The organism is Desulfovibrio oxyclinae DSM 11498, from assembly GCF_000375485.1.
Taxonomy (GTDB): Bacteria; Desulfobacterota; Desulfovibrionia; order Desulfovibrionales; family Desulfovibrionaceae; genus Pseudodesulfovibrio; species Pseudodesulfovibrio oxyclinae.
This window is the reverse complement of the sequence record NZ_AQXE01000005.1, coordinates 79,717-94,925: the sequence shown is the minus strand read 5'-3', so window position 1 is coordinate 94,925 and position 15,209 is coordinate 79,717. Positions and strand designations below refer to the sequence as shown.

Here is a 15,209-nt window from a genome sequence, read left to right as displayed (position 1 = left end):
TGGCGCAACCACGGAGGCAACTTTGCTCGATTATAAATGGTTTCGCGGTCTTCTGATCGCAACACTCGCTCTCGGACTGCTCGCGGGCTGTGCCGAGAAAAAGGCTCCCTCTCCCAAGGACGAGGAGCTTCCCAAAGTCTTCACCGAGGCGGACGAGGCTGTCCAGCCCCTTGAAGAGGCGGTCAACGCCGAACCCGAGGAAAAAGAGGAAGAGTCTCTTACGGAAACGGAGAAGACCGTTCTGGAGTCCCGCTTCGGGCTGATGTTCGACCTCGACTATCGCGAGACGAAGGAAGTCAGCCAGTACTTCGCCTACTTCACTCACAAGAAGCGCCGCGTCATGGAACGCTGGCTCAAGCGCGCCGAGCCCTACCTGCCGTACATCCGGCAGGAACTCACCAAGCGTGGCATGCCGCAGGATCTCGCCATTCTGCCCTTTGCCGAGTCGGGCTACAACCCCTACGCCTACTCATGGGCCGGGGCCGGCGGCATGTGGCAGTTCATCAAGGGCACGGGCCGCAAGTACGGCCTGCGCATCGACTGGTGGATCGACGAACGGCGCGACCCATACAAGGCCACACAGGCAGCCCTCGAATACCTTGAGGACCTGCACGAACGCTTTGGCGACTGGTACCTCGCCCTTGCCGGATACAACGCCGGTGAAGGCAAGATTTCCCGCGCCCTGCGCAAGACCAACTGCAACGACTTCTTCGAGCTGACCAAGAACAACCGCAAGCTCCAGTATCGTTATCAGTTGCGCAAGGAAACCCGCCACTACGTCCCGAAATTCATCGCCCTTTCCAAGATATTCCAGAACCTCGACACCCTCGGGTTCGATCCGGTCCGCTGGGATCAGGAGCCGGACCTGACGCCCGTCGAGGTGCCCGGCGGCACCGATCTGCTGGCACTGGCCCGTGCGGGCGGCCTGAGCTGGAAGGAATTCCACAAGCTCAACCCCGCTTACCGCAGACAGGTCAGCCCCCCCCACTGGACCACCACTGCGTATCTTCCCGCCAAGGAAGCACCCAAGATGGTGGCCTACCTCGAAAATCCCAAGTCCCAGCCTTACGCCGGCTACCTGACCTACCGTGTGCGTCGCGGCGACTCCTGGTGGAAGATCTCCCGCCGTTTCGGCGTGCCCATCTCGGTGCTCAAGAAGATCAACAACCGCCGCTCCAACATCCTGCGCCCGCGTCAGACCGTCATGGTCCCGGGCAAGGGGTCCCGCCGCTCGGTGGCTTCGGCCTCCAGCAGCAAGCGTCGCCGCATCGCCAACTCCAAGGGCGACTACATCATCCGCAGGGGCGACACCCTGTGGTCCATCTCCCGCACCTTCGGCGTGAGCGTGAATACGCTCAAGCGCAGCAACGGCATCACCAACTCCCGCAGGATCAAGCCGGGCATGCGCCTGTACATCCCCAACGCGGGGGCCAAGGCTACCAAGCAGGCCAAAAAGGGTGCCGGAGAAGTCCGCGCCAAACTGGTGCAGTACAAGGTTCGCCGCGGCGACAACCTCATCAGCATCGCCCGCCGGTTCGGCTGCACCGTGGCCCAGCTGCGCAAGTGGAACAAGCTGAACCGCAACACCATCTATGTGAATCAGCGGCTCAAGGTCTACGTGAACTAGAGCCGATTCAATCCCCTGAAAGGAAAACGGGCGACGCGGATGTACCGCGTCGCCCGTTTTCACGTTGAAAGGCTGTACGTATTTCGATCTACTTCTTCCGGGCCAGCATCCGGCAGCCATTGGAGACGTGCCCCTGCATGGTCTCGAAGACGGTCTCCTCCATATGCAGCAACTCCATGCAGGAGAGCAGCGAAGTCAGGTGATCCATCTCGTGATGGCGGAAGGTGCCACCGTCCTCGATGTCGAACATGCCGTAGACCTTGTACTTGCGCTGCCCTTCCGCATACCGGTCCAGATTGCGGCGGTCGTTGTTGAGCAGGAAGTCGTTGATGTAGAGATATCCACCCGGCCTCAGCACGCGGCAGGCCTCGGCGATGCACTGCTCCTGATCCGAAGTGGCCGGGATGCAGGTCAGCACGCCCAGCATGAGCACGCCGTCGAACGACTCATCGTCGAACGGCAGACATTCATCGGGCATATGGCGCAGGTCAAGGTCCGGATGCTCACGCAGGCCGCGCTCCACGAGGGAGAGGGAGATATCCGCTCCGATGATGGAGCTGTACCCGGCATCCCGCAACTCCGCCACGGTACGGCCATAGCCGCAGCCGAAGTCGAGCACCGGGGCGTCCGAAGGTACGTGACGTTTGAACAGTTCAAGGTCGAAGGGGGTGGTGAAGATACGGGTCGCACCCACCTCGTTCCAGTATCGTCGATAGGGGTCTATGGCCGTCAGCTCCTGTTAGAGTTGCAGTGGGACGTGGTACAGCTTGCCGCCGCGGCGCACGTTCAGGAACACCGTGGCCTGCAGCCGGTTCATGAGAACCGCCCTGACCACGTCGTCCATGCCGCGAAGGCCCACGTTGCCTATACGATGTATGACGTCGCCCCGCTTGATGCCGAGCTTGGCGGCGGGGCTTCCCTTTTCCACAGCGGAGACGCGCACGCCACCGCTGTTTGAGCGGCTCAGGGAGAGCCCCCAGAGCCGTTGCGACAGCTTGAGCGCCATATCGCGATCCACCGCCTGCGGACGCAGCTCGACGCTGATCCGCTTGCCCTGCCGGAACACTTCCAGCCGGATCGTCTCCTTGCGGGTCAGCCCGCGCATCTTGAGCAGATAATCGTCGCGGTCGAGAATCCTGTTGCCGTTGAGGGTAAGCAGGACGTCGCCGGGTCGCAGTCCGGCGCCGGCTGCGGGGGTGGCCTCGTACACCTCGGCCACAAGCAGGCCGTTGAGCGAGGGCAGTGAGAAATAATGCGCCGTGCCCTGATCGATGTCCTGCCCGGACACGCCGAGCCAGACCGGAGCCACGGTGCCGGTGGTGAGCAGCTCTTCCACCACCACGCGCGCCTTGTTGATGGGGATGGCGAACCCGATGCCCTCGCCCTTGGCGAAAATGGCGGTGTTCACGCCGATTAGTTCGCCGTTGAGGTTCAGCAGCGGGCCACCGGAGTTGCCGGGGTTGATGGCCGCGTCGGTCTGGATGAAATTGCCCATGGCTCCGCGCTTGGTGCGGATGGAGCGATTGAGCGCCGAGACCACGCCGGTGGTCACGGTGTGGCTGAATCCGTACGGATTGCCGATGGCCACCACGGTTTCGCCGATCAGGATGTCGTCGGACCGGCCCATGGGCACTTCGGGCAACCGTCTGGCCTTTTTCAACCGCAGCACGGCGAGGTCGAAGTCGAGGTTCGCGCCGAGCAGCTCCGCGTCGAAGGTTCTGGCGTCGTTGAGCCGCACCTTGATGGAGTCGGCACCGGCCACCACGTGCGCGTTGGTCAGCACCAGCGCGCGCTCGCCGTCGATAATCACACCGGAGCCGAGGCTGTTGCGCTGCTGCTTGCGCTTGGGCAGGTTGTTGAACATCTCGAACCAGCGGCCGATGGCGTCGTTGGGAAACGGAAAGGCGCTGGTGGCGGTTTCCGAGACCGCCGTGATATTCACGACGGCCGGGCTGACGCGTTCGACAGCGCGCACCACGGGGGTGCGCCGCGCCTCAAGACCGTCGTCGGCACGGGCGAAAGGCGCGGGAATCGCCATCAGCAGTGCGATCAACAGCCAGAGGGAGCGCATCGTTACCGGCCCCCCGCCATCTGGTTCAGCCTGCGGATGCGTTCCTCCACGGGCGGGTGTGTGCTGAAGAGATTCGCCATCTGCTTGCCGCCGGAAAACGGAGAGACGATGAACATGTTCTCCGTTGCCGGGCTGCCTTTCATGGGCACCTGTGCGGCAGCGTTGGAGAGCTTGCCCAGCGCCGAAGCCAGCGATTTGGGCTTGCTGGAGAGCTTGGCCCCGGTCTCGTCGGCAAGGTATTCGCGCGAGCGGGAGATGGCCATCTGGATCAACGTTGCCGCGATGGGAGCGAGAATGGCCATGGCGATGGCCGCAATGGGGTTGGCGCCCTCATCGTCGTCGCTGCCGCCGATGCCGAAGATGGCGGTCCACTGCAACATGTTGGCGAGAAAGACGATGGCACCGCCGAGCACGGCCGCGATGGTCTGGATGAGAATGTCGCGGTTGACGATGTGGCCGATCTCGTGGGCGATCACGCCGCGCAGCTCTTCGGGGTCAAGAATGCGCACGATGCCGCTCGTCACGGCCACCACGGCATTCTCGGGGTTGCGGCCCGTGGCAAAGGCATTGGGCTGGTCCTGCGGCACAAGGTAGACTTTGGGCTTGGGGATCCCCGCATTGGCGGCGAGTTCCTCGACCACGGCGTGGATGTGGGGCGCGTCGCCCCGGGAAAGTTCTCTGGCCTTGTACATGGAAAGCACGAGCTTGTGGGAATACCAATAGCTCCCCACATTCATCACCATGGCGATGATGAAAGCGATCATCAGGCCCGCGCGACCGCCCATCGCGCCGCCTAGAAGCATAAGCAGCCCGGTCAGCAGGCCGAGCAGAACCACGGTTTTAATCTGGCTGGTCATTGTATTGTCCGTCTCCTTGCAGTCAGCTTTACCCGTCATCAAGCGAACGGGAGACAGTTTATATAATCAGCCCCGTGCGCTTGGCAATCGTTACCGGCCATTTTCCAGACCATGGCGCTTGTGAATCGCCGTGACGGTACCGTCGGCCCACATGTCACCCAGCACCTGGTCAAATCGCTCGCAGAGCGAGCGCACGCGGTTGCCCCCGGCCCGCGAGAACATGGCGAACAGCTCGGTTCGGCCCAGACTGCGCACCACCCGCAGCCCGCCTATGCCGTGATGCCGGGTCTGAAACTCGAAGACTTCCCGGTTCACGAGCGCCACGTCGGTTCTTCCGCGGGCAAGTTTTCTGAGCTGGGAGACCACGTCCATGCTGTAATCCTTGTCCAGCCCGCGCATGCTGTCGAATTCCTCGCCGTAAGAGTGCTGCCGGACAACGCCGACGCGCAGGCCACGCAAACCGTTGAGGGATCCGAGCGAATGGGGATTCGCGTCACCGGTCACGACGACCACCTCTTCCCTTGCCAGCGGATGCTTCGGATACAGGGCGTAGACTTCGCGCTGCATGGTTCTGAAGCCCGAGGAAACGACGTCCACGCCACCTTCGCGCAGCTCCAGGAGCGCCCTGCGCCACGGAAACTGCATGAAGTGGGGAATCACGTCCATCCGGCGGCAGGCCTCGCGGATGATTTCCACATTGGCCCCGCTGGCAACGCCGTCCTTCATGTACTCGTAAGGAGGAAAGGATTCGATGGCCACGGTCATTCGCTCGTCCGCGCAGTGTGACACAGCAGGTACGAGCAGGCTCGACGCGAGCACGAAAAACAAAAGAAGCGTATTTTTTTTCAATGCGGTAGCACTATCCGACTTTGATAGTCCGTCGCCCGGGCGGGCGCTTAGCTATGGTGATGGTCAGCAATCCGTTGCTCAAACGAGCGGAAACGCTCCTGCTGTTCACCCGTTTCGGCAGGGAGAACCGGCGAAGAAACGGCCCGTAATCGCGTTCAAGCACGTGGTAGAGATTGTCGCGGTCATCGCGCGCGAAGCAGCGGCGGCCGCAGACCACAAGCTCCCCCTGCTGAACCTCGACAACCATATCCTCAAGGCTCAGCCCCGGAACTTCCACCAGAATGTGGATGTGCCGTTCGCTTTCCACCATGTCGGCAGCGGGCGACCACACGTTTGCGGAGTCGGTATTCACGGAGATTTCCTCGAAACCCCTTTCCGTGTCGTCGCCGTTTTCGTCCAGCCCCATCCAGGGGTTCCAGTTCAGTTTCGCCATGAGACGCTCGCTTCACAGGAATATAATTTGCCCTGCTTTAAAATGGGATATAGCATTGCAGCCAAATCTTCAACCGCTGCCCAAGGAGACTCACCGACATGAAAACCTGCCGAGAGCCTATCTACAAAGCCGGAGACACCACCATCCCCCAGCTGGGCGATCCCCGCGTGGACAGCCCGCTGACCTTCGGACGCTTCGTCGATGACGATGACGCCGTGCTGGTGAACATCTCCCGCAAGAGCGTGGACAGGACCAAGGGCCGCAAGAAGGAACCTGAACACATCTACTTCGAGCTGGCCGGTCCGCGCCAGAAGATCTACTTCGACCCCAAGAAGGCCAAGTGCGCCGTTGTCACCTGCGGCGGCCTCTGTCCGGGTCTCAACGACGTCATCCGGTCCATCGTCATGACCGCTCATCACGAGTACAACGTGCCCAGCGTGCTGGGCATTCAATACGGTCTTGCGGGTTTCATACCCGAATATGGCTACGACGTCATGGAACTTACGCCGGGAAGCGTGAATCAGATTCACGAATTCGGCGGCACCATCCTCGGCAGCTCCCGAGGACCGCAGCCCGTGGACCAGATAGTGGACGCACTGGAACGCATGAACATTTCCATGCTCTTCATGATCGGCGGCGACGGCACCATGCACGCGGCCGAGGCCATTCAGAAGGAGATCGCCAAGCGCAACCTGTCCATTTCCATTGTGGGTCTGCCGAAAACCATCGACAACGACATCAACTTCGCCTCGCCGTCCTTCGGCTTCGACACGGCGGTGGAAAAGGCCACGGAAGCCATTCGCTGTGCGCATGTGGAAGCCACGGGTGCGCCGTGGGGTATCGGGCTGGTCAAGCTCATGGGGCGTGAATCCGGATTCATTGCCGCTCAGAGCGCCATGGCCCTGCAGGACGTGAACTTCGTGTTGATCCCCGAGGATCCGTTCGACCTGCACGGTGAAAACGGCTTTCTCGCGCACCTTGAAGAGCGCATGAAACGACGCGGCCACGCGGTGATCGTGCTGGCGGAAGGCGCGGGCCAGAACCTCATCGGAGAAACCGGCGCCAAGGACAAGTCGGGCAACGTGGTCCTCGGCGACATCTCCACGGTGCTGCGCTCCGAAATCAAGAGCCACTTCAAGGAACTCGGCATCGACCTGACGCTGAAGTACATCGACCCCAGCTACATCATCCGGTCCATTCCGGCCAACTCCAACGACCGGATCTACTGCTCGTTCCTCGGCATCCATGCCGTGCACGCGGGCATGGTCGGCCGCACCGGACTGGTCATCTCCCGTTGGAACGGCCGGTACGTGCACATCCCCATGGAGCTGGTGACCAAGCGTCGCAAGCGCATCAACACCTGCTCCAACTACTGGCGGGCCGTGCTCGAATCCACCGGACAACCCATAAACATGCGCAACGAATAGCCCTCGAATACCCACACAAACAAGAATGATAATTCTTATTGATTTCTTCGTTTGTGTGGGTATTATTCAAAAACGATTGAACATATTGCTCGATTCGGGCTATAAGTGTGCCTGAAATATCATTATTAGGGGGTTTGCAATGGACGTTCTCATGCTTTCAAGGTTGCAGTTCGCCGCAGCAACCGCGTTCCACTTCATCTTCGTGCCGCTCACGCTCGGGCTCTCCGTGGTTATTGCGTGCATGGAGACCGCCTACGTTCGCACGGGCAAGGAAGTGTATCGCAGAATGGCCAAATTCTGGGGAAAACTCTTCCTCATCAACTTTGCGCTGGGCGTGGTGACGGGGATCACGCTCGAATTCCAGTTCGGCACCAACTGGGCCGGGTATTCCGCCTACGTGGGCGACATTTTCGGATCGCTGCTGGCCATCGAGGCCACGGCGGCCTTCTTCCTCGAATCCACGTTCATCGGCGTATGGCACTTCGGCTGGAAACGCCTGTCTCCCAAGGCGCACATGATCTCTGCATGGTGTGTGGCCGTGGCGAGTAACCTTTCCGCCATCTGGATTCTCATCGCCAACGGTTTCATGCAGCATCCCGTGGGATACGTGATGCGCAACGGCCGGGCCGAACTCGAAAATTTCACCGAAGTCATCACCAACATGTTCGCGTGGCACCAGTTCATGCACAACGTGCTGGGCGCCTTCTGCGTGGCCGCGTTCTTCGTCATGGGCATCTCCGCATGGCATCTGTACCGCAAGAGCCATGTCGATTTCTTCCGCAAGTCCTTCCGCATCAGCGCCACGCTGGGCCTCGTGGCCACGGTGCTGGTGGCGGTGCAGGGACATGCCCACGGCAACCACGTGGCCGAGGTGCAGCCCGTCAAGCTGGCGGCCATGGAATCCCACTGGGAGACCAGCACCTACGCCCCCATGTACCTGCTGCAGATTCCCGGACAGGACGGCAACAAGCTTGAAGCCCTGCCCATTCCGGGCCTGCTGAGCATCCTCGCCTACAACGATCCCTCCGCCGAGGTCATGGGCCTCAACGACGTGCCCGAAGACGAGCGTCCCCCGGTGACGCTGACCTTCATGGCCTTCAGGGGCATGGTCGGCTTCGGCACCCTGATGATCGCAGTGGCGGGCTTTGCGTGGCTCATGCGAAAGCGCATCGAGGACTTCCCCAAGTTCCTCAAGGTGCTGCCGTTCCTCATTCCGGTTCCCTATCTCGCCATGCAGATGGGCTGGATCGTGGCCGAAGTGGGGCGCCAGCCGTGGATCGTCTACGGCCTGATGAAGACCTCCGACGCCGTGTCCCCGGTGACCGCCGGCCAGGTCGGCTTCTCCTTCATCACCATGTGCGCCATCTACACGCTGCTCGGCATCGCCGGCATCTGGTTGATGATCCGCTTCGCCAGACAGGGCCCGGAACCCGAAGAAGGCTAACCCAGGGAATCACAGGAGAAGAATCATGGAACCGACTCACTATCTTCTTGCCACCGTCTGGTTCGTCCTCTGGGGCGTTCTCTGGTCGGTATACTTCATGCTCGACGGCTTCGACCTCGGCTCCGGAACGCTCATGCCGTTCCTCGCCAAGAACGATGCGGAAAAACGCGTCATCTACAACGCGCAGGGGCCCTTCTGGGACGGCAACGAGGTCTGGCTCATCGCCGCCGGCGGTGTGACCTTCGCCGCTTTCCCGCTGGCCTACGCCAAGATGTTCAGCGGTCTGTACACGGCGCTGATGCTGCTGCTCTTCGCGCTGATCCTGCGCGGGGTGTCCTTCGAGTTCCGCTCGAAGATCGAAAACACCGCGTGGCGCAAACTCTGGGACGGCTGCCACTTCATAGGCTCGTTCCTGCCCGCCGTACTGCTCGGCGTGGCCTTCGCCAATCTCTTTCAGGGCCTGCCTCTGGACGAGACAGGCTTTTCGCAGGCCGGCCTGTTCGGCCTGATCAACCCATACGGCCTCGCGGGAGGCGTGCTGTTCCTCGTGATGTTTCTCATGCACGGCTCGCTGTGGCTTTCCATTCGCGGAGTCGGCCCGGTCAAGGCCCGCGCCGAGAACCTCGCGGTGAAACTCTGGCCCCTGCTGGTGCTGCTCACCGTGGCCTTTCTGGTCTACTCTGCGGTGCAGACCAAGCTGTTCGCCAACTACCTCGCCTATCCGTGGCTGCTGCCGATTCTGGCGCTGCCGGTGGCGGGGCTGGTGCTCATGCGCAGCTACATGGGTGCAGGCTCGTGGTGGAAGGCCTGGGGCTCCTCGTCCCTGTTCATCGTGGGCACGGCGCTGTTCGGCGTGACGGGACTGTTCCCGACGATCATCCTGTCCAACCCGAATCCCGGACGCAGCCTGACCATCATGAACTCCTCGTCCAGCGAGCTGACCCTGACGATCATGCTCGGCGTGGCGCTGGTGTTCGTCCCCATCGTCATCGCCTACCAGTTCTGGGCCTACAAGACCTTCGCCACGCACAACGTGGAAGAACTGGACATGGAATACTAGACGCAATCACTGCCACAAACACCAAGGCCCGCCGGAAACGGCGGGCCTTTTCTTTTCCGGTTTCGGAAAAGCACGACACGACAATAAACCGATGCGCCATGGCCGCAAGCGGTGGATAGCATAATCGCCTTGACGAATCGGAAAAAACGGTTCGGCTAGAGGCTGATGCCCAGCTTCTTGTATTCGTTGATCTTGTTGCGCAGCGTGCGCACGGAGATGCCGAGCATTTCAGCGGCGCGGGTACGGTTGCCCTGCGTTTCGTCAAGGCTTTTGAGGATGAGCTTCTTTTCCATCTCGTGCAGCGGCATGACCGAGAGCGCCTCTTCCGCTGTCTGCGGCTCGGGCGGCGCGGCCTCTTCTCCGGCCTGCTGCATCTCGTCGAGATCGTCGGGCACCCATTCGGCGTCGTCCATCAGGAAGTGATCGCGGCGAATGGGGCCGTCGCCGGCCAGCAGGACGGCGCGCTCCATGAGGTTCTGCAATTCTCGCACGTTGCCGGGCCACTCGTATTCCACGAGCCAGTTCTTGGCGTCCTCTGAAAAGGCCAACCTGCCCATGCCGTAGGCGGCGCAGTATTTTGCGGTGAAAAATTCCGCCAGCCGAACCACGTCCTCACCGCGCTCGCGAAGAGCCGGAAGCTTGAGCGGAATGACATTCAGGCGGTAGAAAAGGTCTTCGCGGAACTTGCCCTCGCGCACGGTCTGCTCGATGGAGCGGTTGGTGGTCGCCAGCACGCGCACGTCCACCTTCACGGTCTCGGTGCCGCCCACGCGGTCGAACTCGGACTCCTGCAGCACGCGCAGCAGCTTGGCCTGTAGCCCCATGTCCATTTCCGTGATCTCGTCCAGCAGGATGGTGCCGCCGTCGGCAAGCTCGAACTTGCCCTGCTTGCGGGCGATGGCCCCGGTGAAGGCGCCCTTCTCGTGCCCGAAGAGTTCGGATTCCAGAAGATGCTCAGGCAAAGCCGCGCAGTTGATGGCCACGAACGGCTTTTCGTCTCGGTCCGAATTGTGGTGCAGGTAGCGGGCGAACATTTCCTTACCGGTACCGGACTCGCCGGAAATGAGTACGGTGGCCTTGGAACGCGCCACGCGCTTGGCGAGCGCCAGCACTCGCAGGACGGCAGGATGCTGCCCGATGATGGAAAATCTGGAATCCCCGCGCGGCTGGGCGGACGGCGGCTCGGGGGCGGCCGGGGCCGGTTCCGGCTCGGCTTCGGGCTCGGCGTCCCGGGGGGCCTGCGGCAGAATCAGCCGTATCTTGTCCCAGACGAGCGGTTCCAGCCAGTAGTCGCGCGCTCCCATCTCAAGAAATTCACGGGCCTCTTCGGCGGATCCGCTGGGGGAGAAGACGACAACGGGCGGAAACTCGGGATCGGCGGCGGCCTGAGTCAGCAGGTCCGAGGCGGAAAACCCCTGCAATCGCGGACGACAGAAGACCACGGCGGGCCTGGATTTGCGAATGAATCCGAGCGCGCCATTGAGTGTATCGGCCAGACCGGCCTGCAACCCCTGCTCCTTGAGCGCGGGGAAGATGCCCGTCACGGCCTGCGGTTCCGCGATGAAAAGGACCGTGTTCGCCGTCATGATTCCGAATTCATAGCCGCTAACACGCACGATTTCAATAGCCTTGAGGAAAATCCGCTTTCTTGCGCGGTTTCCGGCAGCGTGATACCTATTCCCTGCCCGACGGCAAGCCCCTGCCGCCGGAGACATATCGCCGGGAGACTCCCCAGACACATGTCCTTCAAAAGCATACCAGTTTTCTGCTACCACGACGTCGGCCCCGAGGGCGGCCTGAGCGCCGAACGCTTTCGCGAACATCTCGACGCCATCGAGGACGCCGGATACGCCACCGCCACCGCTGCCGATCTCGCGGCCTTCATGCGCGGCGAAAAAATGCTCGACGGACGCCGCGTGGTCCTGACCTTCGACGACGGCCACATCTCCAGCCGCACGGTCATTGCGCCCGAGCTGGCCAAGCGCGGCATGACCGGATGCTTTTTCGTGCTCCCCGACTTCATGGACGACGCCCCGGCGCGCGACGAACGACGCATGCCGCAACCGAAACACATGCGCCAGTGTTTCATCGACGCCCACGGCAGCGGGGACAACTCCCAGTTCATCAACACCGGCGAGACCGCCGAGATGCTGTCCATGGGCATGGAGATCCATTCCCACGGCCTGCGGCATCAGGGGACCTTCCGCACCCTCACCCAGAACCGGCTCATGGGCAACGCGCGGGCGCACTGGGGTGCGTGGAGCATCTATCCGGGCTTCGATCCGAACTGGCCCGTCCTCGACGTGGGCAGCGCCTACGTTCACGACGGCTTCTGGCCCACCCTGCGCGAGGACGGCGTTCCGCAGTTCCGGCTTCGCGCCGAGCAGGAACGGCGGTCCTTCTGCCTCAAGGATTTCCGCGACAGCCTTGAACGGGTGCGCGAGCTCAACGGCCTCGACGAGCAGCTCTTCTGCTGGCCGTGGGGCGATTTCGACGATCTTTCCATGAACGCGCTCAAGGAAGCCGGATACACCGGTTCCTTTACGCTGGAGCGCGGCCCCAACGTCCGCGGCGGCGACCCGTACAGGATGCACCGTGTGGGTGTCGGCAAAAACAAGACCGGCAAATGGGTGCAGCAGCGGCTTCGCATGTACTCCAACCGCGTCAGCGCAACGGTCTGCTTCAAGCGGTTCACCAAAAAGCCCGCGCCGAAATGCGTGCTCTACGCAACCGACTCATCCAAGCTCTCGGGCGGTTCGCGGCAGATGGTCAACAACGCCGAGGCCATGCGCGATCTCGGCCTGCGCACGCTGGCCCTGCTCAAGCCCGGCTCTCCCCTCAAGGCGGAGATGGAGAAAGCGGGCGCCAAGGTGGTGGAGTACGACGGGTTCGACAAGCCTCTGGCAGGAGCTTCCTACCTCAAGACGCTTGTCGGTGAACACAATGTTGACGTGGTGCACACCTTCCACAACCGCGCCTACAAGCTCGGATCGTTGGCGCGACTCATGGGCTGCAAGTTCAAGCTTTTCATCAACCGGGGCGTCATCTCCCGGCCCAACGACGTCTTTTTCCTCTGGACCGCCCCGGCTGACGCGGTGGTCTGCAACTCGGTCATGTGCGCGGACGTGCTTCGCAGAAAACGCATCCCGGACAAACGGCTGGCCGTGGTCTACAACGCCTACAACGGGCCAGATCTGGGCGGCGTGCGCGAACGCAAGAAACGCGGCGTGCGGGTGCTGTACATCGGCAACGCGGCCGTGGTGAAAGGGTTCGACGTCTTTTTGCGTGCCATGGAAGAGTTCTGCAAACAGGATGCGCGCGACGTGGAATTCGTGGCCGTCGGCGTTCGCGAGGCGGAGATGAAGCGTTTTGACGGCGTGGTTTCGGCCGCCACGCTGGATCGCCTGCACCTGACCGGCGTGCTGGAACACGCCCAGACACTGGAGCAGGTTCGCGCTTCCGACCTTCTCGTGGTACCCTCGCGAAAGGAGAGCCTGCCCAACACGCTGCTGGAAGCCTTCGACGCGGGCCTGCCCGCCGTGGTGACCCGTGTGGGAGGGATGCCGGAACTGGTCCGCGACGGAGTCAACGGCTTCATCTGCGAGGACGAGGACGCCGAATGCATCGCCCGGCGCATCCGCCAGCTCTGCGGGGATCGCGACCTGCGCACGGAGATGGGCCGCGTGAACCGACGCATCGTGCGCACGCTCATGACGCGGCAGGCCAAGGGCATGAACCTCGTGCGCGTGTACATGGGCCAGCGCCCGCTCTCCGCGCTGAACATCGAGGAGGTCTCGGATGACGGATAACCCGGTGCTCGAATTCTGGAGCAATCTGCCGCAGGAGCTGGCGTACCTGTTGGCGCAGGGCTTCACCGGCCGCACGCACCTGCTCAAGGTGGCGCGCGCCGCGCTGGCATCCGGCGATCAGCAGCTGTATCCGGTGGCAGGCAGCGCCCTGACCACGGCTTTTTCCGAAAACCCGCTGGACGGCGTCTTTGCCGAACAGATGCTGCGCTCTCCCGAAGTCTCCGGCCTGCTCTCGGACGAAACCGTGGCCACGCTTCAGGCGGTCAAGGAACTGTGGCGCGAACCCAGAAGCGCGGACCATCTCACCAGGCTGGCAGGCAAAAAGGACTTTCGGCGCATCAAGGAATTCATCGCCAGACAGGCCGCCACGGACCCGGAGAATCTCTTCTGGGCCTCCAAGGCGGCTTTTTTCGGCCTTGTGGACAACGACCCGGACTTCGTGGAGAGCCTGCTGCCCCCGCTCACCGGCGGTCCCGCGGACAAGGCCCAGATTCCCCTTCGCGAAGAGATCGAACGCTTCCGCGGCACCCCCTGCGAACCCGACCCATTGGTGGCGCAGGGCGATCCCGTCTTCGGCAGGGGCTGGGGTGCCATGCACGCCGGACTGCGTCTTGCCCGCGAGGGATACCGCGACGAAGCCGCCCTGTGGCTCATGGAGGCCTTCAAGGCCATGCCGTGGAACGCCGGCCTGCTGCTGCGGCTGCACGATCATCTTGGCAGCGTGGACCTTGAGCGGTCCGAGCTGCCCGGGCGCACCGCCGTACTGCTCTACTCGTGGAACAAAAAGGATGATCTGGACGCCACGCTCGGGTCCCTGTTCCGCGCGGAGGATGACCCAGACCTGCTCGTGCTGGACAACGGTTCGGACGACGGCACCGCCACCATCCTCGAACAGTGGGAATATCGCTTCGACGCCCGGCGGGAAGGCAGCTTCACCCGCATCTCACTGCCCGTGAACACGGGTGCGGCCGTGGCCCGCAACTGGCTGCTCAAGGAAGCGCTGGAGCGCGGATACGCCTTTCTCTGCTACCTCGACGACGACGTGGACCTGCCCGCGGACTGGCTGCGGCAGCTCGGTGCGGCCGTACAGCGGTATCCCGAAGCGTCGGTCTGGGGCTGCAAGGTGGTGGACCACGCCAACACCGCCATCATCCAGCACGCCGACCACCAGCTCGAAATCCCGGAGAATCAGGGCACCGGTGACCCCAGCCTGTTCGTGCAGACACTGGACGCGGGCCTGTTCGACTACATGCGCCCCTGCGACTCCGTGACCGGCTGCTGCCATCTCTTCCGCGCCGAGACCCTGCGCGCCTCCGGCGGTTTTGACATCCGGCTCTCCCCGTCCCAATACGATGATCTGGAGCACGACATCCGGCTGCTGAAGAACGGCGGGCACGCGGTCTATCAGGGCCATCTCACGGTGCGGCACCGCAAACGCAGCGGCATGGCCAGCCACAGCTCGCCGCAGGCCGAGGGCAACGCGCTGGGCAACAAGTTCAAGCTCCAGGCGCTGCATCCCAACGAAGAACTCCGTGATCTGGAACACATCGGCCGTCAGCGGCTGCTGAAGGACCTGCGGGAAAAGGCCGCGCATCTGGGACTGATGCTGGACGTTGCGGCCCGGTAGATTTG

The 15,209-nt window shown here is 62.5% G+C and carries 12 protein-coding genes; 6 read left to right on the top strand and 6 right to left on the bottom strand.

Annotated features, from left to right (window positions below; translation table 11 throughout):
* The first annotated feature begins 22 nt into the window (after positions 1-22).
* A complete protein-coding gene (locus B149_RS0106840; protein ID WP_018124440.1) occupies positions 23-1,627 on the top strand; it encodes a lytic transglycosylase in 1,605 nt (534 codons plus the stop codon).
* An 88-nt stretch (positions 1,628-1,715) separates the two neighbouring features.
* On the opposite strand, the gene B149_RS0106835 is transcribed toward B149_RS0106840, so the two are convergent.
* The 5 genes from B149_RS0106835 to B149_RS0106815 form a co-directional block, all read right to left on the bottom strand.
* Positions 1,716-2,321, bottom strand: a complete 606-nt coding sequence (locus tag B149_RS0106835; protein WP_018124439.1) for a class I SAM-dependent methyltransferase — start codon at positions 2,319-2,321, stop codon at positions 1,716-1,718.
* Between the two features lie 45 nt (positions 2,322-2,366).
* Positions 2,367-3,698 (bottom strand): trypsin-like peptidase domain-containing protein, encoded by a 1,332-nt coding sequence (locus tag B149_RS0106830; RefSeq protein WP_018124438.1) that lies wholly within the window; start codon positions 3,696-3,698, stop codon positions 2,367-2,369.
* A 2-nt stretch (positions 3,699-3,700) separates the two neighbouring features.
* Positions 3,701-4,555, bottom strand: coding sequence for a zinc metalloprotease HtpX (locus B149_RS0106825; protein ID WP_018124437.1), 855 nt, complete (start codon positions 4,553-4,555; stop codon positions 3,701-3,703).
* A 90-nt stretch (positions 4,556-4,645) separates the two neighbouring features.
* Entirely contained in the window at positions 4,646-5,320 is a 675-nt protein-coding gene (locus B149_RS0106820) for a substrate-binding periplasmic protein (RefSeq protein WP_018124436.1), read from the bottom strand.
* A 94-nt stretch (positions 5,321-5,414) separates the two neighbouring features.
* The gene (locus tag B149_RS0106815) at positions 5,415-5,837 is read right to left on the bottom strand and encodes an Hsp20/alpha crystallin family protein (RefSeq protein ID WP_026167489.1); all 423 of its coding nucleotides are present in this window, start codon (positions 5,835-5,837) and stop codon (positions 5,415-5,417) included.
* 98 nt (positions 5,838-5,935) lie between these two features.
* Here B149_RS0106815 and B149_RS0106810 point away from each other — a divergent pair, with 98 nt between their 5' ends.
* The 3 genes from B149_RS0106810 (at position 5,936) to cydB (ending at position 9,768) form a co-directional block, all read left to right on the top strand.
* The gene (locus B149_RS0106810) at positions 5,936-7,264 is read left to right on the top strand and encodes an ATP-dependent 6-phosphofructokinase (protein WP_018124434.1); all 1,329 of its coding nucleotides are present in this window, start codon (positions 5,936-5,938) and stop codon (positions 7,262-7,264) included.
* Between the two features lie 139 nt (positions 7,265-7,403).
* Positions 7,404-8,708: a cytochrome ubiquinol oxidase subunit I gene (locus B149_RS0106805; protein ID WP_018124433.1), complete on the top strand. Its 1,305-nt coding sequence runs from the start codon at positions 7,404-7,406 to the stop codon at positions 8,706-8,708.
* A 25-nt stretch (positions 8,709-8,733) separates the two neighbouring features.
* Positions 8,734-9,768 (top strand): cytochrome d ubiquinol oxidase subunit II, encoded by a 1,035-nt coding sequence (gene cydB / locus B149_RS0106800; protein ID WP_018124432.1) that lies wholly within the window; start codon positions 8,734-8,736, stop codon positions 9,766-9,768.
* A gap of 155 nt (positions 9,769-9,923) precedes the next feature.
* On the opposite strand, the gene B149_RS0106795 is transcribed toward cydB, so the two are convergent.
* Positions 9,924-11,354, bottom strand: coding sequence for a sigma-54-dependent transcriptional regulator (locus tag B149_RS0106795; protein ID WP_018124431.1), 1,431 nt, complete (start codon positions 11,352-11,354; stop codon positions 9,924-9,926).
* Between the two features lie 153 nt (positions 11,355-11,507).
* On the opposite strand from B149_RS0106795, the gene B149_RS0106790 reads away from it, so the two are divergent.
* Both B149_RS0106790 and B149_RS16665 read left to right on the top strand, forming a co-directional pair.
* Positions 11,508-13,577: a glycosyltransferase gene (locus tag B149_RS0106790; RefSeq protein WP_018124430.1), complete on the top strand. Its 2,070-nt coding sequence runs from the start codon at positions 11,508-11,510 to the stop codon at positions 13,575-13,577.
* Complete coding sequence (locus B149_RS16665; RefSeq protein ID WP_018124429.1) at positions 13,567-15,204, top strand: glycosyltransferase family 2 protein; 1,638 nt, start codon at positions 13,567-13,569, stop codon at positions 15,202-15,204. The genes B149_RS0106790 and B149_RS16665 overlap by 11 nt, the downstream gene beginning before the upstream one ends.
* Positions 15,205-15,209: the final 5 nt, after the last annotated feature.